Annotated in this window: 19 protein-coding genes and 1 pseudogene; 10 read left to right on the plus strand and 10 right to left on the minus strand. The window is 49.0% G+C overall.

Annotation, left to right across the window (positions count from 1 at the left end; translation table 11 throughout):
- Positions 1-49 precede the first annotated feature (49 nt).
- From Q4579_RS11835 to Q4579_RS11845, 3 genes are all read right to left on the minus strand, one after another.
- Entirely contained in the window at positions 50-2389 is a 2340-nt protein-coding gene (locus Q4579_RS11835) for an RND family transporter (RefSeq protein ID WP_303564390.1), read from the minus strand.
- Positions 2390-2609: 220 nt separating this feature from the next.
- On the minus strand, positions 2610-3398 hold the full coding sequence (locus Q4579_RS11840) for a TetR/AcrR family transcriptional regulator (RefSeq protein ID WP_211651473.1): 789 nt from the start codon (positions 3396-3398) through the stop codon (positions 2610-2612).
- A 244-nt stretch (positions 3399-3642) separates the two neighbouring features.
- Positions 3643-4800: an iron-containing alcohol dehydrogenase gene (locus tag Q4579_RS11845; protein WP_303564396.1), complete on the minus strand. Its 1158-nt coding sequence runs from the start codon at positions 4798-4800 to the stop codon at positions 3643-3645.
- A gap of 170 nt (positions 4801-4970) precedes the next feature.
- Between Q4579_RS11845 and Q4579_RS11850 the strand changes: the two genes are divergently transcribed.
- Complete coding sequence (locus Q4579_RS11850; protein ID WP_303564399.1) at positions 4971-5876, plus strand: AraC family transcriptional regulator; 906 nt, start codon at positions 4971-4973, stop codon at positions 5874-5876.
- A 63-nt stretch (positions 5877-5939) separates the two neighbouring features.
- Here the strand turns inward: Q4579_RS11850 and murP are convergent.
- Positions 5940-6120, minus strand: a pseudogene (gene murP, locus Q4579_RS11855) (PTS N-acetylmuramic acid transporter subunit IIBC); the annotation flags it as partial.
- A 50-nt stretch (positions 6121-6170) separates the two neighbouring features.
- Positions 6171-7076, minus strand: a complete 906-nt coding sequence (murQ, locus tag Q4579_RS11860; RefSeq protein ID WP_303564401.1) for an N-acetylmuramic acid 6-phosphate etherase — start codon at positions 7074-7076, stop codon at positions 6171-6173.
- A 173-nt stretch (positions 7077-7249) separates the two neighbouring features.
- Between murQ and Q4579_RS11865 the strand changes: the two genes are divergently transcribed.
- From Q4579_RS11865 to Q4579_RS11885, 5 genes are all read left to right on the plus strand, one after another.
- The gene (locus Q4579_RS11865; RefSeq protein WP_303564404.1) at positions 7250-8113 is read left to right on the plus strand and encodes an SIS domain-containing protein; all 864 of its coding nucleotides are present in this window, start codon (positions 7250-7252) and stop codon (positions 8111-8113) included.
- A 63-nt stretch (positions 8114-8176) separates the two neighbouring features.
- Positions 8177-8539, plus strand: a complete 363-nt coding sequence (locus Q4579_RS11870; RefSeq protein WP_249199416.1) for a hypothetical protein — start codon at positions 8177-8179, stop codon at positions 8537-8539.
- Positions 8540-8622: 83 nt separating this feature from the next.
- Complete coding sequence (locus Q4579_RS11875) at positions 8623-9282, plus strand: DsbA family oxidoreductase (protein WP_303564409.1); 660 nt, start codon at positions 8623-8625, stop codon at positions 9280-9282.
- A gap of 219 nt (positions 9283-9501) precedes the next feature.
- On the plus strand, positions 9502-10338 hold the full coding sequence (locus Q4579_RS11880; protein ID WP_303564412.1) for a hypothetical protein: 837 nt from the start codon (positions 9502-9504) through the stop codon (positions 10336-10338).
- A gap of 159 nt (positions 10339-10497) precedes the next feature.
- Entirely contained in the window at positions 10498-11334 is an 837-nt protein-coding gene (locus Q4579_RS11885) for a hypothetical protein (RefSeq protein ID WP_303564414.1), read from the plus strand.
- Between the two features lie 113 nt (positions 11335-11447).
- Here Q4579_RS11885 and Q4579_RS11890 read toward each other — a convergent pair whose 3' ends face one another.
- Positions 11448-11873, minus strand: a complete 426-nt coding sequence (locus tag Q4579_RS11890; protein WP_303564417.1) for a hypothetical protein — start codon at positions 11871-11873, stop codon at positions 11448-11450.
- 229 nt (positions 11874-12102) lie between these two features.
- Here Q4579_RS11890 and Q4579_RS11895 point away from each other — a divergent pair, with 229 nt between their 5' ends.
- Both Q4579_RS11895 and Q4579_RS11900 read left to right on the plus strand, forming a co-directional pair.
- Positions 12103-13044: a hypothetical protein gene (locus Q4579_RS11895; protein WP_303564420.1), complete on the plus strand. Its 942-nt coding sequence runs from the start codon at positions 12103-12105 to the stop codon at positions 13042-13044.
- A 224-nt stretch (positions 13045-13268) separates the two neighbouring features.
- On the plus strand, positions 13269-14018 hold the full coding sequence (locus Q4579_RS11900; protein ID WP_303564422.1) for a metallophosphoesterase: 750 nt from the start codon (positions 13269-13271) through the stop codon (positions 14016-14018).
- 98 nt (positions 14019-14116) lie between these two features.
- Here Q4579_RS11900 and Q4579_RS11905 read toward each other — a convergent pair whose 3' ends face one another.
- Entirely contained in the window at positions 14117-15025 is a 909-nt protein-coding gene (locus Q4579_RS11905) for a DMT family transporter (protein WP_303564424.1), read from the minus strand.
- 126 nt (positions 15026-15151) lie between these two features.
- Here Q4579_RS11905 and Q4579_RS11910 point away from each other — a divergent pair, with 126 nt between their 5' ends.
- Positions 15152-16063 carry a LysR substrate-binding domain-containing protein gene (locus Q4579_RS11910; RefSeq protein ID WP_303564426.1) on the plus strand — a complete coding sequence of 304 codons (912 nt, stop codon included), beginning with the start codon at positions 15152-15154 and terminating at the stop codon, positions 16061-16063.
- Here Q4579_RS11910 and Q4579_RS11915 read toward each other — a convergent pair whose 3' ends face one another.
- The 3 genes from Q4579_RS11915 to Q4579_RS11925 all read right to left on the minus strand — a co-directional run bounded on the left by Q4579_RS11915 (position 16064) and on the right by Q4579_RS11925 (position 19948).
- Positions 16064-17623, minus strand: a complete 1560-nt coding sequence (locus Q4579_RS11915) for a cryptochrome/photolyase family protein (RefSeq protein WP_303564428.1) — start codon at positions 17621-17623, stop codon at positions 16064-16066.
- Complete coding sequence (locus Q4579_RS11920) at positions 17616-18914, minus strand: DASH family cryptochrome (RefSeq protein ID WP_303564429.1); 1299 nt, start codon at positions 18912-18914, stop codon at positions 17616-17618. Before Q4579_RS11920 ends, Q4579_RS11915 begins: the two co-directional genes overlap by 8 nt.
- A gap of 68 nt (positions 18915-18982) precedes the next feature.
- The gene (locus Q4579_RS11925) at positions 18983-19948 is read right to left on the minus strand and encodes a LysR family transcriptional regulator (protein WP_303564432.1); all 966 of its coding nucleotides are present in this window, start codon (positions 19946-19948) and stop codon (positions 18983-18985) included.
- A 247-nt stretch (positions 19949-20195) separates the two neighbouring features.
- Between Q4579_RS11925 and Q4579_RS11930 the strand changes: the two genes are divergently transcribed.
- Positions 20196-21317 (plus strand): hypothetical protein, encoded by a 1122-nt coding sequence (locus Q4579_RS11930; protein WP_303564434.1) that lies wholly within the window; start codon positions 20196-20198, stop codon positions 21315-21317.
- Positions 21318-21402: the final 85 nt, after the last annotated feature.

Raw genomic sequence — 21402 nt, forward strand, 5'->3', positions numbered from 1 at the left:
TTCGGGCGGTTTGATTTGTCATGATCGTTCTCCTAAAGATTCGGGAAAATTATTGGGTAATCGGATGATTCGTATCTGGCGCTGTGGCTTGAGGACTGTCCTGTGCCACAGGTTGACGGTCAAATAGCATCAGCATGGTTGGCAGTAACAGGAAGTCCACGACCAGTGCGATGAAAATAATCAGTGCGCTGAGTTGCCCCATATCGCTGTTCAGTCTGAAGCTCGAGCTTGCAAGAACCAGGAAACCGGCAACCAGAACCACAGTGGTGATCCACAGGGCCCGGCCGACAGTACTGAAGGCATAACGAACGGCAGCTTCAGCATCACGGCCTTCTTTCCGGGCGATCTGGTATTTACTGAGGAAGTGCACAGCGTCGTCGACGACGATGCCCAGGGTGAGCGTGACAACGACAGATAACCCCAAGTTGATTTCACCGGACCACAGCGACCAGAGACCAAATCCAAAGACTGCGGGCGCAATATTCGGAATTAAACTGATCAGTCCCAGACGGAGTGAGCGCAGCGCGAAAATCATCAGCACAGAAATGAGAACCAGGGTGACTGGCAGCGTGCTCAACATACTCGCCATGTTCGTTTCACCAATGTGAGCAAACATCAGGTTCGGACTGGAAGCCATAATCTGATAGCCCGGTGCATAACTGGCAAACCAGTCATTGATCCGTGTTTCCAGCGCAACCAGTTCTTTACTGCCGATATTTTTGGTCGTGAGTGTCAGCTTGACAGAGGATTTATCAACGTTGAGCTGATTGTTCAGATCGAGTCCGTAGGGGAGTGACATTTCATAAAGCAGCAGGTACTGCGCGGCCAGTTCGCGGTCCTGCGGCATGCGGTACCAGCTTTCATCATCGCCATGCATGTTCATATTCAGGCGTTTGAATGTGTCACTTAAGCTGGCGACGTGATCCGTTTCGGGTTGTATCCGCAGCCAGTCTGTAAAATCGCGCAGAATCAGTAAAAATTGCGGGTCGGCAATGCCTTGTGGCTGGCCGGAATCAATGGCAATGCTGACTGTGGTCATGCCGCTGATATTGTCTGCCATAAAGTCGGCCGCCTGTCGGAATGAACTGTCTGTTGCGAAATATTTGACCGGTTCATCATTGACGACGTTTTTCGGCAGCAGGAAGACGGAGCCCACAAGCATGAGGACAGAGAAAGGTAGAATGACTTTCCGGTGGTTCACAACCAGATTACCCAGCGTATCCGTCCAGGTGGTTTGTCCTTCAGGCCGAACAGCAGGTGCACGCATGGGCAGTTTTGCCAGCAGCGCGGGTAATAACGTCAGCGACAGCACACAAGCGAGCATGATGCCCAGTGCAGCCAGATTTCCTAAATCACGCAGGATAGGGGAGTCGGATGCATTCATCATCAGGAATCCCAACGCTGTCGTCACAGAGGTAATCAAAACCGGCATGGCATTGAGCCGGGTACTGTAGACAATGGCTTCGTGCTTGGTCATGCCCCGTTGCATCCCCTGGCGCAGGGTCGCAATCACATGAACACAGTCTGCAACCGCCAGCGTCAGCACCAGAGTCGGCACATTGACAGTGGCTGTGTTAAGGAACATGCCTGCCCATCCGGAGAGGCCCATCGTGGCCATGACTGAACCAATAATGACAAGCAATGTCGCCAGTACCGCGGTGACTGTCCGCAGCATGAAGACCAGAAATACGAGTACAATCAGCAACATCACAGGCACCAGCGTGCTGCTGTCTTTTTGCGCCATATCCATGAAGGTACGGTTCATTGCCACGATACCGGCCTGATAAAAATCGACCTCTGGATATTCAGCGCGGTATTTGTCAATCAATGTCTGTGTTGCATCCGTGACCGTAGTCATTTCTGTCGTTTCGTCAACTTTTGGCATTTGTAAAGTCACATTCACCACAGCGACATCCCCCTGAGCTGAGATTAAGGCATCTCGCAGCAGGGGTTCGTTGAGTGCAACGGCTTTGACTTTCCGAATGCGTTCAGCAGTCAGTGGATAATCCGCCAGAAGTAAATCTTCCACCAGCAAATCGTCGTCGATGGCTTCGGTGTGCTGATAATTTGATATTGAATCGACCCGGCTTGAAAAAGGAATTTGCCAGCTTTCATCAGTGAGTTGCCGAATCAAAGTGAGCGTTTCAGAGGTAAAGACATTGCCATTCTTTGGCGCAACCACAAAACTGATGTTGTCGGTTTTACTGAAGGTGGCCTGGATGGTGTTGAATGCCTGAAGTTGCGGGTTATTTCCGTCGAAAAAAATGTTGTAATCGCCGCGGAAATAGAGGTTCTTCCCCCCAATTGTCGCTGCGACGATCAAGGCGATCATCGTTGCCATCACGAGATAGGCTCGTTTGATTGGCAATGCATATAGACTGTCTTTCATCACACTCTCCATTGGTGACGTTTCGTCAAAAATTGGCGTTTAAAAACCAGTTTTTCAACTGGTTGGTGTTCTAAACAACTTACAGGTCACTGAATTAGAGTGTCATTTCCCTGTAACAGTTTACTTCCTAAATATGCAAGAAGGAGAGTAAACGTTTTTTATGACTAATCGTCAACTATGGTGTGAAATTAACCCGCATCAAGCGGGTTAACAAAGCAAACTATCGACCAAGTTGTGACAAAAGTGAGATCTCTTCTGCAAAAAAGGTCTGCTCAATGTGTTTCCACAAGCGCTTATAGTCCTTTTCACTCGACAGTGGTTTCCAGTTCATCCCATCCAGCAGCATGTTCACGTTGTTCAGGACAGTGAACGGGTCCTGAAGACGGTGAATACACCGACTGTTGGTTGCATTCATGATGAGTGCATTGGAACCCAGCGCAAGCGACCAATTTGCAAATACAACGGCATCCGTACTGACGGCGGCTGACATGGTCAGGCTTCCTTCGTCCAGTGCGTGATTGACGATTGCATCTGCGTTATCAATCATTTGCTCTTCCAGCTGGTTCAATATTTCCACGCGCGTTGTTGAGGCTTTATCGATGACCCAGGGGGTCTTCGCCGTCAACAGACAGGTTGAAAGAATCGGTTCAAGCCGGGCAAAAATATGGTATGCGACATGGACAGCCAATAAAATTTCCCGGCTGGTCCCTTCCATCCCCAACACCCGATTAAACAATGCCATTTCTTCTTTGATGGCATGAGTGCACAGCGCAACAATGACATCCTCTTTACTGCAAAAGTGGTTATACACCGTTCCTTTTGAGTAAGGGCTCATGGCTGCAAGCTTGTCCATGGTCAGGTTCGCAAAGCCTTCTTTGTTCACCAGATCTTTTGCAAGCATAATCAGCTCTTGATCGCGGTCTGCAATCGCCTGCTGTTTTTTTGTTTTTGGCACTCGCTCTCCAGAGAAGAGGGCGCATCGTTCTTTATTACAGTTCAACCCGAACATCACTTCCAACTATTGGCTGTCAGTTGCGTGAATACATTGCAACTCCTGTCTTGTAAGTTTAACACGATTACCTCAAGGGTAAATCATCAGAAAATTGACGATTAGTCAAAGTTGACCAATCGTCATAATAGTCGCTTCTGCATGGAGATCAAGACAAGCCTTGTGACTTTCTTCGAAAAAAATTGTGGTCGGATCAGAAAAACCGCCCCGGGAGGCGGTTGAAATACGAAGGGGGAAGGATTGTTTAATGTGCCAGAGCGGTATTCAGAATCATTTCACTGTCTGCAATCGCAATGCGGCCATGTTCGCCCAGTGCAGTCATGCCATGCTTCTCCAGACTGCTGACCAGAACCTGAATATCAGATTCGGCTAATCCGGCATCTGTCAGGCGAACGGGCACATCCATGGCTTTGAAGAAAGCCTCCGTTTGAGCAATGGCTGCATCAATCCGGCTGTCTGTACTGCCTTCTGTCAGACCGAAAACTCGCTCTGCATATTGCAGCAGTTTCGCTTCTTTATCCTGACGACGCGCTTTCATCACTGCTGGCAGCACAATGCTCAGCGTCCGGGCATGATCAATGCCGTAGTTTCCGGTGAGCTCGTGTCCAATCATGTGCGTTGCCCAGTCTTGCGGGACACCCACGCCAATCAGGCCGTTCAGAGCTTGTGTTGCAGACCACATAATGTTGGCCCGAACGGTCAGATCATCTGGATTTTCCAGCGCTTTCGGGCCTTCTTCGATCAGTGTCAGCAGCAAGCCTTCGGCGAATCTGTCCTGGACTTTGGCGTCCACAGGAAAGGTCAGGTACTGCTCCATGACATGCACGAATGCATCGACAACACCGTTACTGATTTGACGCGGAGACAGGCTGAGCGTTGTGGCTGGATCCAAGACGGCAAATGCAGGTTGCACTTTTGCGGTCATGAAGCTCAGTTTGTCTTTCCCCCGTGAAACCACGGCCCCTTTATTGCTTTCAGAACCTGTGGCGGGCAGGGTCAGAATACAACCGATGGGCAGCGCAGTTTCAACTGGGGCATGTTTTGCCAGAATATCCCAAGGGTCCTGACCTTTGAAGCAGGCGGCCGCTGCAATAAATTTAGTGCCGTCGATGACAGAACCACCACCGACCGCGAGCAGGTAGTCAAATCCTTCGGTCTGAATTTTTTCGACGGCCTTCATCAGGGTATCGTACTGAGGATTTGGCTCAATCCCGGAAAACTCGGCCCACTGATGGTCCGATAAAGCCTGAGTGACCTGCTCATAAACGCCGTTCTGTTTAATGGAACCGCCCCCGTACAGTACAAGCACTTTACTGTCTTTTGGAATTTCAGCGGTGATCGCGGCAATTTGACCTTCACCGAAATGAATGCGGGTCGGATTGTGATAGCTGAATGGGTTCATCATTGCGCTCCAGATTGGCTTGAAGAATTATGCTGATGCTCAGTGTAGGTGACATGTGGATGATCAGTAATACACGATTCTGCTTAATTCTTGCCAAATCCTGCTTTAGACTGTGCATCCCTTGGTTTTTCCGACTGTGTAAGCCATCATCACCAAAAGAGGATATTCAGATGAAAAAATCTCTGGAACTGGCGGCTTCACTGTGTGACCACCTTGGATTGAAAGACAGGCAAGGTAAGGTGCAGACAGCATTAAAGTCGATCAATCTGTTTAAAATCACGCAATATCACCATGTCACACCGCAGATGTATCAGCAGGGTGTGGTGGTGATCTTTCAGGGAAATAAAGTCGGACATCTGAATGACTATCGCTTTGAGTACGACACCAAACATTGCCTGATTGTCTCAGCACCTTATCCAATCGCGTGTGAGACCTTTGCGTCTGAAGAGGCGCCGCTGATTGGGATTGATATCGGTTTCGAACACAGCATGATCCGCCAGCTGGTTGATGAGATGGAGGCGCAATTAGGTCCGGACTATTTTGCTTCGCAGGCACAGAGTAAAGGGGTCGCAGCCTCGCCAATCACGCCACAGCTGGAACAATGTATAGAACGCTTGCTGGCAGTGCTGCATGATCCGTTGGATGCGCACATGCTCGGCCCTCAGATTTTGCGGGAATTCTTTTACCGTCTTTTGCAGGGAGAGCAGCGGACTTTGCTGGCGCAATACGTGAAGCAAGGCACAGCTTTAGCGCGGGTTTCCGGAGTGATCGACCATGTTCAGTCGCATTATGCGGAGAAACTGACGATTGAGGATCTGGCGGAAATGGCGGGGATGAGTGTGTCGGCTTTCCATCGCGCTTTTAAGCAAGTCGTGACTGACCCGCCCCTGCAATACATTAAGAAAATCCGGTTGAACAATGCCAAGCAGTTTATGGTTCAGGATGGGCTGACGGCCAGTGTTGCGGCAACGAAAGTGGGCTACGAAAGTCCGGCTCAGTTCAGCCGGGAGTTTAAGCGATACTTTGGTTTGCCGCCGAGCAAAATTGCGCAGACCGCTGAAGAAAGAGTGATGTAAGCAAACTAAGAACGCACCCGTTGAGTGCGTTTTGTGGATGAAAACAGGGATGCGCGGTTCACTTCAATCGACATTTTTTGTGCCGAAGAACCAAGTGACCAGAAAGCCTGCCATATAAGAGACGACAAGACCTGCTGCATAAACCGTCGATTGCACCCCCGATACACGCCGTCATAAAAGGCTTCACGCGCGGTAAAGTCACCCCATAAATCAATGGTTCACCAATCCCGGGAATGCCCGGAATCTTCAATCTGAGTTCTCAGTTGTGGCCTTCGGCTATTGTTTTTAAAAGTGTTATTCAGCGTTTTGAATTGCTTGGCGAGTGAAGCCGTTGCTGCTGACCAGAAGTGCCTGCGCTTCTTGTGCGTTTGAGCCGGTCAGAATCATCACAATGGCTGTTTTACAGTGGCCACCACAGGCATTGAGTGCCGACTCTGCGGCTTCACGGCTGGCCCCGGTGGCTGCGGTCACAATGTTCTTCTGCCGCTCCACCAGCTTGGCATTGGTGGCTTCTACATCCACCATCAGGTTGCCGTACACTTTACCGGTTCGGATCATTGCACCCGTCGTGAGCATGTTCAGGACAAACTTTTGCGCTGTCCCTGCTTTCATGCGTGAAGAGCCGGTCACGACTTCCGGGCCGACGACCGGTGTCATCGCGATATCGGCCAGCTGAGACATCACACTGTCCGGGTTACAGCTGATGCAACCCACGGTCGCGCCAATCGATTTGGCGTAAGTCATTGCGCCGATGACGTAAGGTGTCCGGCCGCTAGCGGCGATTCCGATCAGGACATCATTTGCAGAAAAGTTCAGACGTTTCAGGTCTTCTTCGCCAAGGCGTTGATTATCTTCAGCATTTTCAACAGCACGGAAGATTGCTTCCTGACCGCCAGCAATCAGACCGACAACCTGAGACGGGTCACTGCCAAAAGTTGGCGGGCATTCACTCGCATCCAGAATCCCCAGACGGCCGGACGTACCGGCGCCGGTATAAATTAAACGTCCGCCCCGAAGAAAAGCACTGGCGATGGCATCAACCGCTTCAGCAACCTGAGGCAAGATACATTCGACAGCCAGTGCAACTTTCTTATCTTCTTCGTTGATCACTTTGAGCATGTCCAGCGTCGAGAGCGAATCAATGGCCTGACTTGCAGGATTACGGCTTTCAGTGATCATGGCGTTTAAATCAATTTTCATGGTGTGGCCTTCAAGTTCTGTATCTGAGCGTCATTATAGGGAATAAATTATTCTCATGAGTCGCAATGGATAGCATATTGTATTATATCTAATCGATTACAATCTTGGAATAATCGGGGTGCTGAGGGGTGTCTTACCCCTTTCAATTACCTGAGTTTCGGAGCCCAGACGGCATGACCACGCTTGCTAAAATTGCCCACTACCATGATGCGTTCTCACCCAGTGAACAGAAAATCGCGGCCTTTATTCTCCACGATCCGAATCAGGTGATTTCTCTGTCATCACAGCAACTGGCTCAGCAAGCCGAGGTCAGCCAGTCCAGTATCGTTAAGTTCACACAAAAGATTGGTTTTAAAGGATTTACGGCCTTTAAACTTGCAGTGAGCGAGGAGCTGGGCAGAAAGAAAGCCATGGGACCGGGCACTGAACAGCAGGGATTGCATAATCAGATCACCCGAGAGGACTCGCTGGAAGTCATGGCCCAGAAGCTGGCGCAGGAAAAGCAAAACTCGATTGTTGAAACCACGCATGCCATCGATTTTGCAGTGCTGGCAAAAGTCGTCGAAGCGATGGATGCAGCAGGAACAATCCAATTGGTCGGGATTGGGGGATCTGCACTGGTGGCGAAAGATTTAGGGTACAAGTTGCTGAAAATTGGCATCCCGGTGATTGCCGAACAGGACAGCCATGTGCAGATTTCTGTATCACAAACCCTCAAAGCCGGGGATGTTCAGATCGTGATTTCTTACAGTGGCCGCCGGAAAGAGGTGTTGCTCGCTGCTCAGACGGCGAAAGCAAAAGGGGCGAAGGTGATCGCCTTCACCTCACTCCAGCAGAGTCCGCTTCGTGAGCTCGCCGACTGGAGTTTAGATACGCTGGCAGAGGAAACTCAGCTTCGCAGTTCCGCCATTTCCTCAAGAACAGCGCAAAATACGCTGACGGATTTACTTTTTCTCGCGTTGATCCAAAAGCGAGACCAGGAAGCCAATCAGTTGATCAAAGACACCGCTGAATTGATTCGCAACATGAACGCCTGAGTGGGTCTGCTACACTCTTAGCGGGACCAACTTCGTGGATAGACGGGCGTCGCGGAGGGGAAAATGTTCAGGTGGTTTGCATTGGTATGGATTGTGCTGGGACTGAGCGTTACCGGCACTCAGCCCGTGTTTGCAGAGACAACAGATGCCCGTTGCGATATCTATCCCCGTGGCGCAAAGCAACCGATCGGACAATATCTTTGTGTGCTGTCGGAGTATCACGGTTATGTCAGCATCCGGAGAGGCGATGGGGTTCAATACGATTTTCACCCGTCCCGAAATCAGCCCGGTAAATACCGGGACGGGCAAAACCGCCCGGTGTCGCTCCGCGGCGATTTAGGAAAGAAAGGGGTGATTTTTGAACTCACCCATGAATCAATCTACGTCTACTGGGATACGTCTGTTTTGGCCGAACCTGCACTATAAGCTCACACTTTTCCGGCTTTTGGTTTGATTTCTGTGGGGTCAGAGACTAAAAATCTGTCCAATGAAGTGAAGAGAGAAAGCGCATGTCTACACAGAAGCAGCTGACGATTGATATCGTTTCCGATGTGGTTTGTCCCTGGTGCTACATTGGCTATCAGCGCCTAGAACAGGCGATGAAGTCCTATCAGGGCAAAGTGCAATTTACCATCCGCTGGCATCCGTTCGAACTGAATCCGGATATGTCTGCGGACGGCCAGTTACTGAGCGAACATCTGGAAGAAAAGTATCAGATGACACCGGAACAGAGTGCCGAGAACCGAGCCCGGATTGTCGAACTTGGAGAAGCCCTGAATATTCGATTCCAATTCACGCCGCTTTCCCGGATTTATAACACCTTCAGAGCGCATCAGCTCCTGCATTGGTCAGCCCTTTATGGCCGGCAGACTGATCTGAAACTCGCGCTGTTTGAAGCTTATTTCACTGAGCAAGAGAATGTGTACGCGCTTGAAGTGCTGCTCAGTGCTGTCGAACGCGCCGGATTAGACGCCGAAGAAGCCGAACAGGTCCTGAAAAACGACAAATTCAGCGGTGTGATTCGTGAAGAAGAACAAGTCTGGATTGAACAGGGCGTTCGTGCGGTACCTGCATTTATTTTTAATGAAAAGTACCTTGTCTCTGGTGCTCAAAATACGGAAAGCTTGATTCAGGTAATTGATAATTTGCTGAGCGAGTCAGCCGAGTAATCCGCCCGCAAAAGACGAAACCAGCTTGCGAATATCGTATGCTGGTTTCTCTCCGTGAGATTCCCACCCGAATTCAAATTTTGTGATCTTTTCCCCAGTGTTTCATTTCAGTTGAAATGACAGGTGATTTCGTGATTTTGACTAGTCATTACAAGTCATGTTTTTCTCGGATTTAGGTTAATCTATCTGTTTTTTAACCTAAGCTGGATGTTATGAATTATGGGTGAAAAAGCAGTGTATAATGAATGTTATGAAATAATCAGTAAGGAAATATTGAATGATCGGAATATTCCAGATGAAAATTCTCGGTTAATAAGGTTCATGTCTGAGTACAAAAAGATAATTCAGGCTGAAGATTCTTTGCTCGAGTGGCAGTTTGACTTATGGCAAAGTAAAATTCGTGGAATATTTATTTCAATATTTGTGATGCTGGCTCTATTTTGTTTTTATACAGTCTGTGTTTCTGACTCATACATCCTGAATGAAATAGGAACAATTTTGGGAGCGATTATTGGATTGTCGCTACTTGTCACAGCTGTTATTTTTTGTCAGCCAATCAGACATCAGCATAAAATGACAGAAACGGGCATCTATGTGAGTTTGCATCGACGTGGTATGTCATTGAGAAAGAATGTTTTTAAAGGTCTCGTTCTCTTTGTCTGTTTAAGCGTATTGGTTTTGCTGTTTTTCTCCGGTACTGCAGCTTTAATGAGTGCACTGTCTGGTGCCATGGCATTGATTGGTTTGAATACGCTATTAAAACGTGAGCATTCTAAAGAATATGCATTGCCTTGGGAATCAATTCATGTTTTTTCAATCGATAAAGAAAAGGAGACGGTTGAAATTCAGCATCATTTTACGATGTATTGTGACAACCAAATATTTCAAGAAGTTCAGAAGTTACTCGGTGAAAAACGTGTCGCATCTTCAATGTTAATTCATCACGCTGATCAACTTTCTTCAACTGAGTATCAATCATTAAAAGCAGCGGCTCAATTTGATTTGCCTTTCTTATGGGTGGCGCTTCCTAAAAATCAAAATGGACTCGATTTCTAAATGAACAAGTGCTTTATTTGAATTAATCACGCTGATAGTATACAAAATAACTATAATTCATGTGCTGAGTATAGATTAAAGTGATTGTTCTGTAATTTTGACGGAGATATGACATGAAGCGTCTTACCAGATAAGTTTTTATTATGAGATTTGAATAATATGAGCCGATTAATTTATCAGCGTCAGTATGAAAAAATTCGACAGGAAACTCTGGATGACTCTTCGTATGTGAATGACTCATCCCGCCTTGTTGCTTTCATGGATCACTATAATGAAGTCATCAAGAATGAATCTCCGCTTGTTGAGTGGGAAAAAACTGTCTGGTATAAGGGGCTTAGACTTATTTTATTTATCATGTTTTCTTTACTTTTTTCCTTTGCTTCTTATATTTATTCAGTTGATGAGGAAGGAGGGGTTATTGTAGGGTCATTATTTTTAATTGTAATGGTGTTAATAATTCTTTTGACCTGTTATCCAGAGAAACATCACTATAAAATAACTGACACGGGTATTTATTTTCGAGGATACAGAAGAGGGAGACGGTTTCGGCAAGGTGCCTTTAAGGTGATCATGATTGTTTGTATTCCGATCGTTTTATTTACTTTGATTTTGGGTGGACCAATGGTCTTGGCAGGCGCTGGTGCTGGTATGCTGGGGGTTTTTGCGCTACCTGCAATGATGAAAGAAAGAAAACCCAAAGAGATGGCTCTGCCATGGGAAGCTATTTTTATTTATTGTGAATTTCCTGAGAATACCTTATTCACCAAAGGTAAAATGTTCATGATTCAATACTATATGAATATAAGGTGTGATGGTGAAATTACTGAAACCGTCGAAGGAATCATAGAAGAAAAAATGCGAAAAGATTGTATTTATACGACGGATTTTTTTGCTGAATGTGAATCAAGTGAGTATATCAAAGCAGAAGAGGTTTTAATGAAAGAAACCCCTTTTCTGTGGACAGTTCACCCAGAAAACATCAATAACTTTATTTGATGTTCTATGGATGGGATGTACCAATGAATGAACTCAATCAGATTCTGAAACGGGTGCTCCCAGAGCCCCGTTTTTTATTCAGCGGAAAGAGCGTTATTACCTCATTCAATTCGTCAGGATGTCCTCTTTCCGATTGGTAACGTCAGTCGGTCAAAATCTCTGAGTACATAAAGTGCGACGCAAGCGGCCAGCATTGGCCATGCCGTAAAGAAAAGCAGGTTATTCAGGGGATCAAAGTATTTTGCCATAGAAGCCAAAGTGGAGCCTGCATGCATCAGCATCACGAGTAAGTAAGTGATCTTCTTTGCGAATCCACAAAGAAATGCAAGGACAAACAGAAGCTGTAAGCCACCGAGAAGCACAGCCAACGGTATTGAAACCTCGAGTCCGTAAAAATGGGAAAAGACTTTTTGTGTGTGTTCGGGAGCGAGTAATTTGTCCAGCGCCCAAACGAAAAAGACCAGCGCAATACTGACTCTGAGGCTGAGGAGCACGAAAGCCAGCTTTTGGGGGGCGGGTGATTGTGTTGAATCTGTCATGAATCATCTCTCAGGTGAATGAATGTGGCTTGTTCTTGACCCAGAGCGGATTCATAAAATTTCACCGGATGGAAAGGAAAATATCACCAGACAGCCTGCGTTCAGTTTTTATACCGTGTTTTGGAATCAATAGCAGAATTTGACGTCTGTTCAGGCGGGGTCATGATCGATTTTCTACAATCGTTGTTTTGTCTGAAACGAACCGAAATTCCAACCTAAGGATGTTCCCTTGAAAAAAAGATGCTGGCCCGCCGTATTGATGCTGAGTTTGTCTTCCTGTTTCTTCACCGGGATCGCCCATGCCCGGCAATCACCAGTACAGGTGCCCGGCACTGCGGTGACGATGAGCCCGCCGGATGGATTTGTTGTGGCACAACAGTTCTCCGGGTTTGCCTATCCGGGAACAAACGCCAGTATCTTGCTGGCTGAAATCCCTTCTGCGTCGTTTACGCAGTTGACCGAGGTTTTTGCTGATCTGGCGCTGGCAAAAAAAGCGTTTGCACCCCAAGGCATCGACGTGAAGCGCCTGCTGAAAGTGAATCACCAGGGAAAAGAACGATCAGTGCTTGTAGGTGTACAACGGGTGAATGGTGTTGATGTCGGGAAGTATATGGTGCTGGTGCCGGGACAGTCCGGCGTGTTGCTGACCTACAATATTGTCCCGATCGAGCGGTTCAGTGAGCAAAGTATTGTCGCTTCTATCGCGTCAGTGACGATGGGGGATGCTTTAAGTGCCGCAGAAAAAGCTGCCGCGTTAGATTTCTCGTTCCAGATGTTGCCGCCATTTCATCTGGCCGATGTGATGACAGGCTCCACCGCCATCCTGACATCCTTTGCGGGGGTCGACCCATCTGGCAAAAAACCATTGATTTCTGTCGGGCGATCGCTGACTGCAACCGCAATGGATGATCCGAAACTTTTCTCTGAGCGACTGGTCAATCGGGTGGCTGGCTTTGAAAAGGCGGAGGTGATCCATGTAAAACCCGTTCACTTCGCGGGGCTGGAAGGGTTTCGTGTCGAAGCAATCAATCAGGACAGAACCCTCATTCAATATACGGGGTTTGAGCCGAATGGCGCTTATTTCCGGCTGATTGCCGTGGGTTCAACTCAGGCTTTGGCGGAGATCTCCGATACGATTGATCAGATTGCACAATCTGTGAAGAAACGATAAGAATTCTGATGCTGATCAGGTAAGGTTGGCAGAGAAATTGATGTCATAGGGATAGTTATGAAAGGGTTCTGGATTAAGTTTGTCATCACCTTGTTGGTCCTTGCCGGATTGTTTGCCGGTGTTTTTTATTATGTACAAAGTGGTATTCAGTAATCGGTTTGGCTGTGCTTCAGGCTGGAATCTTGTCCAGTCTGTTTTCGGGTTGAAGTCACAAGGAGGGTGTCTTGGAAAAATATGCAGTGTTATCGGATATTCACAGCAATGTGTTTGCGTTGGAAGCCGTGGTTGAGGATGCAACCTGGAAAGGGGCGACGCGATTGGTCAATCTGGGAGATATTCTGTATGGCCCGATTGCACCACGGGCGACGTTCGACTTTCTGAAAGCCCGCGATGTGATTACGATTTCGGGGAATCAGGACCGTCAAATTTACGCGTCTACTCAGGCCGAAATTGCGGCGAATCCAACGTTGCAGTTCATTCTGGAAGACTTAGGGGAGGCGCCGGTTGAATGGTTGAAGCAACTCCCGTTTGACTTGCAGATTGAATCGGATCTTTACGCCTGTCATGGCACACCAACCGATGATTTGGTGTATCTGCTGGAAGATATTCGCTCGGGTTCACCTCAGGTGAAACCCGACGTGGAGATTATTGGGGCCTTGGGTGGGGTAACTTCAGGATTGATTTTGTGCGGACATACCCACATCCCACGCTGCATTCAGGTGTCGACCGGGCAACGGGTGATCAATCCGGGCAGCGTGGGGTTGCAGGCTTATCTGGATGAATTGCCTTTTCCGCACGCGATGCAAAACTACACGCCTCAGGCGTCGTATGCCTTGATCGAAGAAGGCATTCATGGACAGTGGGATGTTTCATTTCATCGGGTCGACTATGATGTCGACTGTGCTGTGTCTGCTGCCAGAGCTCAGGGCCGGGAAGACTGGGCACACTGCCTGAAAACCGGTCGCTGTTCTTGAACACACCTTTTGTATGAAGTTCTGCTTGAATGGCAGGCTTTCGCCGGGCAATTGAAATGTGCCCGGCGGATATCCTGCTGGCAGGGAAGCTGGAAGAATCAGCTTTCTTCAACTGCCTCGGCGCTGACGGTTGGATTCTGTTGGTAAGCAGCCGCTTTCTTCTTTGCTCTTTTTTCTTTCTGCGCCAGCCAGACCAGCGGCAAAATAATCATCACGGTTCCCAGAATCATCGGCAGATCAGGGATTTCGTCGAACCAGACCATCCCCAGAACCACGGCACCAATCAGGCCGCTGTACTCAGCACTGGCGATTTTATTCGATTCGGCGGCACGGTAGGCCAATACACAGGCCCCCGCGTAAATCAGGATAAAGGCACTGGAACCGGCAGCAGTCCAGAACGGCGTGAAGTCCCAGGGCTGGCCTTCCCAGACAGCCAGCGCCAGGGCAGCCGGCATACCGGCCAGATTGGTCAGCATCAGGGTTTGCGCCACGGTCTGATGTCTTGGCAACTTGCGGACCAGCAGGTTATTCCATGCCAGTGTGAATGCAACAACTAACGCGGCAATGGCAGCCCAGTTAATTTCGGTCGGACGGATGATCACCAGCACGCCCATAAAGCCAATGACGGCAGCACCGACTGAGTATTTCGACAGCTTTTCCTGAAACAAAATCATGGCCAGCGGCAGCATGATCAGCGGCGCTGCGTAGAAAATCGCATTTGCGGTCGCCAGAGGCAGGCTGGTGATGGAAATGACCATGAAGACCATGCCCAGCAACCAGATATGACCGCGCAGCGCATGCCATTTGAAACCGGCGAAAAAGTCAGCGCGTTTGGTTGTGAAGCAAAACGGCGCCAGAATCAGCACTGAGGTCAGCTGACGAAAAAAGACAAACTGAAAAATGGCCGTGTCTTCGCCCAGAGATTTGATCATGGCATCGGAGCAGACAGCAATGAGGTTGCCAACCACCAGCAGCATCATGGCAAAACCAACCGACATTTGAGGCATAAGCCGCTCCTTATTTTTGTTCTGAGAGAGAAATCAAGACGACAACAAACTGTGATCCAAAGCATAAACCAGCCAGAGTGATGAAGTATAATGATATAAATTTTTTTGGTATGAGTTTTTTAGATAATGAAGCTGCCACCCCTCCGGGCTGTCCATTACTTTGAAGCGGTCGCCCGTTTGAACAGTTTTTCGCGTGCTGCGGAATTTCTGAGCGTGACGCAAAGTGCGGTCAGTCATCAGGTGCGTTTGCTTGAAGATTATCTCGGAGAAGAGTTGTTTCAGCGACAGGGCAGGCAACTCTCACTGACGCCGGTTGGCGAGCGATATTATGAGCAGGTCAGCCATGCGCTGGGAGATATTGCTCAGGCCAGCCAGCAAATCAGGGAAGGGGAAAGCGGCAAGATCCGTTTGGCATTGTACAGTTCGCTGGCCGTAAAATGGTTGATTCCGCGACTGGATAATCTGCGTCAGTTGCATCCGGAAATTGAGCTCACGTTGAATATGGTGAGCAATGATCCCAATTTCAGTGATGAGCTGGCCGATTGCTTTATTACTGTTTCCCCGCCCAAACGCAGTCATTTTGTTTCAGAGCTGTTGTATCACGAGCAGTTGTATCCGGTGTGCAGTCATAAACTCTGGCATCAGATGCGCGACAAACCCTTGCCGCAAGCTTTGTGGGAGCACCCCTTGTTAACCACCCGCTCGATTTTTAAGCATGCCAAACATGGTGAAGACTGGCATCGCTGGTGTCAGTTGGGTGGATTTGAATTGCCGGAAACGGCGCGCTTTCAGTTGTTCAGCCATATGCTGCTGGCTGCGGAAGCAGCGCGCTATGACCAGGGGATTACCTTTCTGAATGATTATCTGATGAATGATATTGACCGCCAGCAGCACTTCGTTCGCATTCCGATGCACGAGCTGCCCACGGGGGACAGCTTTTATTTTGTCTATAAGAAATCACGGGCGAAACAGTCCTCGATCATCACGCTGGGTCGCTGGCTGAAAGCGCAATGTGATGAATTGGACAGGCGGGGTTGATCAGAGCTTGTCCAGATTTGCCAGACAGTATTCCGCTCTTTCAAGTACGGCTTGACGCTGCGCTTCAGACTGGTTGTCCCAGCTCCGGTAAATCATGCCAATCCTGGGATTCACAGCAAATCGCTGTTGATGCAGGTCGAGAAATCGCCAGTAGAGGCTGTTGAGCGGACAGGCATCATCTCCGGTTTTCTTCTTCACGGAATATTGGCAGGACTGACAATAATCACTCATTTTATGGATGTAATTGCCGCTGGCTGCGTAAGGTTTTGTGGCAATGATACCGTTATCCGCGAATTGGGACATCCCGCGGGTGTTGGGCATTTCAACCCACTCAATCGCATCCACGTAAATGCCCAGATACCAGGCATCGACCTGATCCGGGTCTATACCGGTCAGCAGACAAAAATTCCCGGTGACCATCAACCGTTGAATATGGTGGGCATAGGCATAATCCAGAGACTGGGTAATGGCAGATTTCAGGCAGTTCATTCCTGTTTGGCCATGCCAGAAAAAGGCGGGTAAATTCCGGCTGGCAGACAGCGTATTGTGGCTGGCATAACCCGGCATATTGGCCCAGTAAACGCCCCGCACATATTCGCGCCAACCCAGAATCTGGCGAATGAAACCTTCCACCTGCGCCAGTGAAATCTCACCTTTTGCGTCATCATAACGGTTCAGGACGGCTTGAATGACTTGCATCGGATGCAGCATTTTTGTGTTGATCGCAAAAGAAAGCCGGGAATGATAGAGGCTCCACTGGTGTTCAGACTGGCAGGTCATTGCGTCCTGAAATTGCCCGAAATGAATTAACTGATGCGCACAAAAATAGTCCAGTAAGGTCCGGGCCTGAGTGCGGGAAACCGGCCAAAGTAAATGTGTTGCAGGCGTCCCGAAATGGGGGATCTGATGCTGGTTGAGACGTTTCAGAATGTCGGAAACATCGTTTTCAAAGCGCAGCGGTTCTGGGATTGCCGCCAGATCCTCCGGTTGCAGCTTGAGCCGGTTTTCTTTGTCATAGTTCCACTTGCCGCCTTCCGGCTGTTTGCCATCCATCAGTACAGAAAATCGCTTTCGCATCATGCGGTAGAAATGTTCCATCAGGACATGTTTGTCCCGACTAAAGTGCTGGGTGATTTCATCGAAAGGCAGCAAAAAATGCTCGGTGTCTGCTTCCTGGACAGAGACGCCCTCAGGCAGTTTCAAAGCGCGCAGTTGCGCCAGCAGACGGAATTCGTCCGGGCGCTGATATTCAAACTGGCTGATCGAATGGGTTTGGATCAGATCCGACAGCAGATCCGGAAAGGTCGCATAGTCTTTCGTTTCATCCAGAGTCAGGTGACAGACCTGAAACCCTGCTTTCGAGAGGGCATTGGCAAAGGCCGCCATGGCAGCAAAAAATGCGCAGATTTTCTGAACATGGTGCTGGGTATAGGTTGCCTCCTGATGGAGTTCGGCAATCAGGTAAAGCGTGTCTTTCTCTTTCGATTGAAACCAGGAATGGGATGCATTGAGTTGATCGCCCAGGATCAGGCGTAACTTGTTGTAAACGGGTTTAGTCATCTTTTAACCAGCGTTGAATGAACTCGCGGTGCGGATCGTACATGTCTGTTTGTTTCTGTAAATCGAAGTAGCGCCAGCCTCTCGGGTCTGCACCCACTCCGGCGAGATACTGCCAGTTGCCCCAATTAGAGGCGACATCGTAATCAATCAGCTGCTGCTCGAAATAGGCAGCACCATATCGCCAGTCCAGAGCCAGCTCATGAACAAAGCAACTGGCGACAAGCTGACGTCCCCGGTTCGACAGATAGCCAGTCTGATTCAATTGCCGCATGCAGGCATCAACAATCGGGTATCCGGTTTTTCCCTGGCACCATTGCTGGAATCTGGATTCCTGATGGCGGTTGTCCGGGCCTTTTTGTTTAATACCATGATAGTAAAATAATTTCTCCTGATAGGCATGCGCATACCATTGAAAATATTCCCGCCACAGGAGTTCAAACTGAATCCATTCAGTTGATTCATTCCGGATCACCTGCTGATGATATGTGGCCAGCCGATTGAGTACAGTCACAGGGGACAGACACCCCAGCGCGAGCCAGGGCGAGAATTTGGTCGAATTTTCCCAGCCGTCCAACGCGTTGCGGGTCTCTTTGTAGTGCGCTGGCAGCTCACTGGAAAAATACTGTTCCAGATGGCGCAGAGCCGCTGTTTCACCGCCTGTGAACCCGGCGACCTCAGTTGAAGGGGAGGTACTGAATACGGGTTTCGTGCTTGCCAGATTGATCGGATGAATGGGTGAGGTTTCCGGCAAAGCTGGCGGTGGCGGTAAGTTGGATTCTGCGGCGATTTCATTTCGGTATGCCAGTGTTTCAACTTTCAGACGAAACTGGGTAAAACTGGCTGGCAATTCCTGTAATGGAAAAGGGAGCTGCTCGCGGGTAAACAGGGTATGTGTTGCGGCTTTCTCAAAAGCCACTTCAGGATATTGAGACGCCAGATACGCCCAACACTGGTTTTCATAGTAACCGGCCTGCTCACTGCGACCAATCACGGTGATCGGGTACTGATCCAGCAAATCGTCAATCGCATCTTCCAGCGGCGTATCCCGAATCAGCAGATACTGATGCGGATGCTGCTCGGCGAGCTGGTGGTTGAGATCGGCCAGTGATGCCAACAGAAAGTTACGGCGATGCGCACTCCACTGTGAAATCTGGTTCGGGAAACTGTCCTGAGTCTGTCGTGGCAGGCAGTACAGGCACAGCAGGTGATCAACCTGTGCAGCCGTTTGCTGAAGGGCCGGGTTATCATGCAGTCGCAGATCGTAGCTGAATACAAACAGTCCTGTTGTCATCACCGGCCCCCACAAAAGATGTATCACAAGTGTAGGCCGGAAAACGTGTGGTTTTGACGATCCAGCGATCAGTTTTCAAGAATCTGTTGTGAGACGCCATGGCTTGCTGAATCTGTACGATGCGCAAAATTGCTGTCGAACGCCTGACTGCTGGCGTAGATGGATTCGCGGACCAGCTCTGCAATTTCGACAATCAATTCAATCATGCCGGGCTGACGGGCCTTTTTGCGTGAGCACATTATGAACAGGGATTCAGACAGACGCGCAGATAAGTGTGGCAACACAGGCACAAGCCCCTGAGTACCGGTGCAGAGATAAACAGGTAAAACCGCCAGCCCCATGCTTCTTTGTGTTGCGTGGCGCTTCGTCAGGTTGTTATCAAAATACTGACTGAGGACCGGCAGAGAGAATTTACTTTGCTGTGCATAGATGTTGGGCCAGTCCATTTTTCCCTGTGATTGGATCAGCAATCGGTGCTCGGTCAGATCGGCCAGAGACTCCGGCGTGCCGTATCGGGCCAGGTAATCCGGGCTGGCCGCAATGATTTTGTCGATATCGGCGACCCGCTGATAATAAAAAGACGGATCAGGCTGGGAGAAATTGAGGGCAATATCCAGATCATCTTCAAAGAAGGCCTTCTCGCGGCTGGTTTCGACCAGATTGATCACCAGATTCGGGTAAGTGGTCATCAGTTGATCAATCACGGGTAACAGCAGCTGATGCGCCAGTGCCACTGAACAGGCCAGATTCACCGGGCCGGTGAGTGTTTCAGTCTGGCTGAGTGACAACATGCAGTGTCGCAGGCCATTCAGGCTGGTCTGACACTCAGCCAGCAGTTTTATCCCTTCCCGGCTGAGTTTGAAGTGATGCTTATTTTCACGTTCAAACAGTGAACAGCCAAGCTGGCTCTCCAGCTTTTTGATCTGTGCACTCACCGTAGATTGCGAAACATTCAGCTTGTTCGCTGCTCTGGAAAAACTGTTGTACTCAGCGACTGCCTGAAAATAATGCAGCAGCGCAAATGACTTATCCATCTTCATTGACATCTATCTATAAATAAATCCGTTTGAATGAATTATCATTGATGTTTGGCTCAATTTACACTGGTTCTAATGACATAACTATAGGTAATTCCAGTGAATCTTGACACCCGATATGCTTTTCAGATGGCGCTTGATATCAGTGCGGCAGGCGTTTTTATGGCCGTATCTGGCTTTTACTGTCTTGCCGAAGGTTTGACACTGTCACAAATCGGCTGGTTTTTTACGGTGTTTTTTTGTCGTGATGGTCGTGCTGGAAGTCCCTAGCGGGATACTTGCTGACCGCATCGGTCATTTACGGACTTATCGCATTGCCAAAGGCTTTGACATGCTGAATTTTGGCTTGCTGGTCTGGGCACCCAGTGCGGAGGTAATGCTTCTGGCATCTGCGTTCGGCGGGATCGGCAGAGCTCTGGGTTCCGGGTGTCTGGAAGCCTGGTTCGTCAATCAGCGGGATCTGACGTTGATATCCCACACGACAAAATCAGCCTTGTCCCAAGCGAATGTCTGGCTCCTGACCGGATTGGGTTTAGGTGCTGCAATTGGGGGCGGTTTGGCGAGTTTTGTCCCCCAGACGCCTGTCGCGGAGGTATTCGAAGCAAACCCTTACAAAGCAGCGCTTTTCCTGAGTTTACTGATTCACTGTGCCGCATTTCTGCTGAGTTTTGCCAGTTTTCATGAAGGTGAAAATTATCAGCAGCTGTGGGTCAATCGGGAAGATGCTGGGCCGAATCTTTTTCAACGCAATGGCATCGCGCGACTGAGGACCTTTTGTTCAGGAAAGATTGTGGTACTGCTTTGCTGGCAGTTATTGTTCGGGTATACACTCGCAAATCATAGTATTTATTGGCAACCCGTCCTCAGTACACTGCAGGGCGGGGGAGCAGTCTTGTCCTGGATTGGTTTGATTCTGGCATCAAATTATCTGGTTGCAGCCATGCTCGGGCACCTCTGCCGACGGATGCTCACGAAAGCCAGTGCGCCTGTCTGTTTACTGCTTTTGTCCTTGTTGGCGGGATTGTCACTGGTGGGGCTGTCGGTTGTGAATCATGTGATGTATTTGATCATCGTTTGCTGGTTACTGATATCTGCCGTGTTTTTATCACGCCCGGTGATCGCGGCAGAACTACACTTACATGCCCGCCCCAGCTTCAGAAGTGCGGCAGTTTCATCCCTGTCGTTCAGTTTGAATGCAGGGGGCATGATGGCAGGAATGATTTTGTCTGTGCTCACAGTTCATTGGTCTGTGACTGCAGCCTGGCTGCTGAACGGGTTCTTGGTCTCAGGATTGGCGTTCGGACTGTATCTGAAACACCGCCGAATGAATTCTGCTGTTCCGATTGATATGGCTGAAATATCCTGAGTCAACGCTGATGAAGGGTTGAATGAAAGGGGGGAATGGGCTGTTTTTTCAGTTCACCCTAAAATAAACCTTTACAACAGGTACG

The organism is Photobacterium sp. 1_MG-2023 (assembly GCF_030547945.1).
Taxonomy (GTDB): domain Bacteria; phylum Pseudomonadota; class Gammaproteobacteria; order Enterobacterales; family Vibrionaceae; genus Photobacterium.

Bases quoted from the DNA above. Each gene is read 5' to 3' on its own strand.
- Q4579_RS11840 (WP_211651473.1), bottom strand. From the start codon at position 3,398: ATGTTCGGGTTGAACTGTAATAAAGAACGATGCGCCCTCTTCTCTGGA.
- Q4579_RS11880 (WP_303564412.1), top strand. From the start codon at position 9,502: ATGGGTGAAAAAGCAGTGTATAATGAATGTTATGAAATAATCAGTAAG.
- Q4579_RS11865 (WP_303564404.1), top strand. From the start codon at position 7,250: ATGACCACGCTTGCTAAAATTGCCCACTACCATGATGCGTTCTCACCC.
- Q4579_RS11890 (WP_303564417.1), bottom strand. From the start codon at position 11,873: ATGACAGATTCAACACAATCACCCGCCCCCCAAAAGCTGGCTTTCGTG.
- Q4579_RS11915 (WP_303564428.1), bottom strand. From the start codon at position 17,623: ATGACTAAACCCGTTTACAACAAGTTACGCCTGATCCTGGGCGATCAA.
- Q4579_RS11875 (WP_303564409.1), top strand. From the start codon at position 8,623: ATGTCTACACAGAAGCAGCTGACGATTGATATCGTTTCCGATGTGGTT.
- Q4579_RS11835 (WP_303564390.1), bottom strand. From the start codon at position 2,389: ATGAAAGACAGTCTATATGCATTGCCAATCAAACGAGCCTATCTCGTG.
- Q4579_RS11905 (WP_303564424.1), bottom strand. From the start codon at position 15,025: ATGCCTCAAATGTCGGTTGGTTTTGCCATGATGCTGCTGGTGGTTGGC.
- murQ (WP_303564401.1), bottom strand. From the start codon at position 7,076: ATGAAAATTGATTTAAACGCCATGATCACTGAAAGCCGTAATCCTGCA.
- Q4579_RS11925 (WP_303564432.1), bottom strand. From the start codon at position 19,948: ATGGATAAGTCATTTGCGCTGCTGCATTATTTTCAGGCAGTCGCTGAG.
- Q4579_RS11850 (WP_303564399.1), top strand. From the start codon at position 4,971: ATGAAAAAATCTCTGGAACTGGCGGCTTCACTGTGTGACCACCTTGGA.
- Q4579_RS11885 (WP_303564414.1), top strand. From the start codon at position 10,498: ATGAGCCGATTAATTTATCAGCGTCAGTATGAAAAAATTCGACAGGAA.
- Q4579_RS11920 (WP_303564429.1), bottom strand. From the start codon at position 18,914: ATGACAACAGGACTGTTTGTATTCAGCTACGATCTGCGACTGCATGAT.
- Q4579_RS11870 (WP_249199416.1), top strand. From the start codon at position 8,177: ATGTTCAGGTGGTTTGCATTGGTATGGATTGTGCTGGGACTGAGCGTT.
- Q4579_RS11845 (WP_303564396.1), bottom strand. From the start codon at position 4,800: ATGAACCCATTCAGCTATCACAATCCGACCCGCATTCATTTCGGTGAA.
- Q4579_RS11910 (WP_303564426.1), top strand. From the start codon at position 15,152: ATGAAGCTGCCACCCCTCCGGGCTGTCCATTACTTTGAAGCGGTCGCC.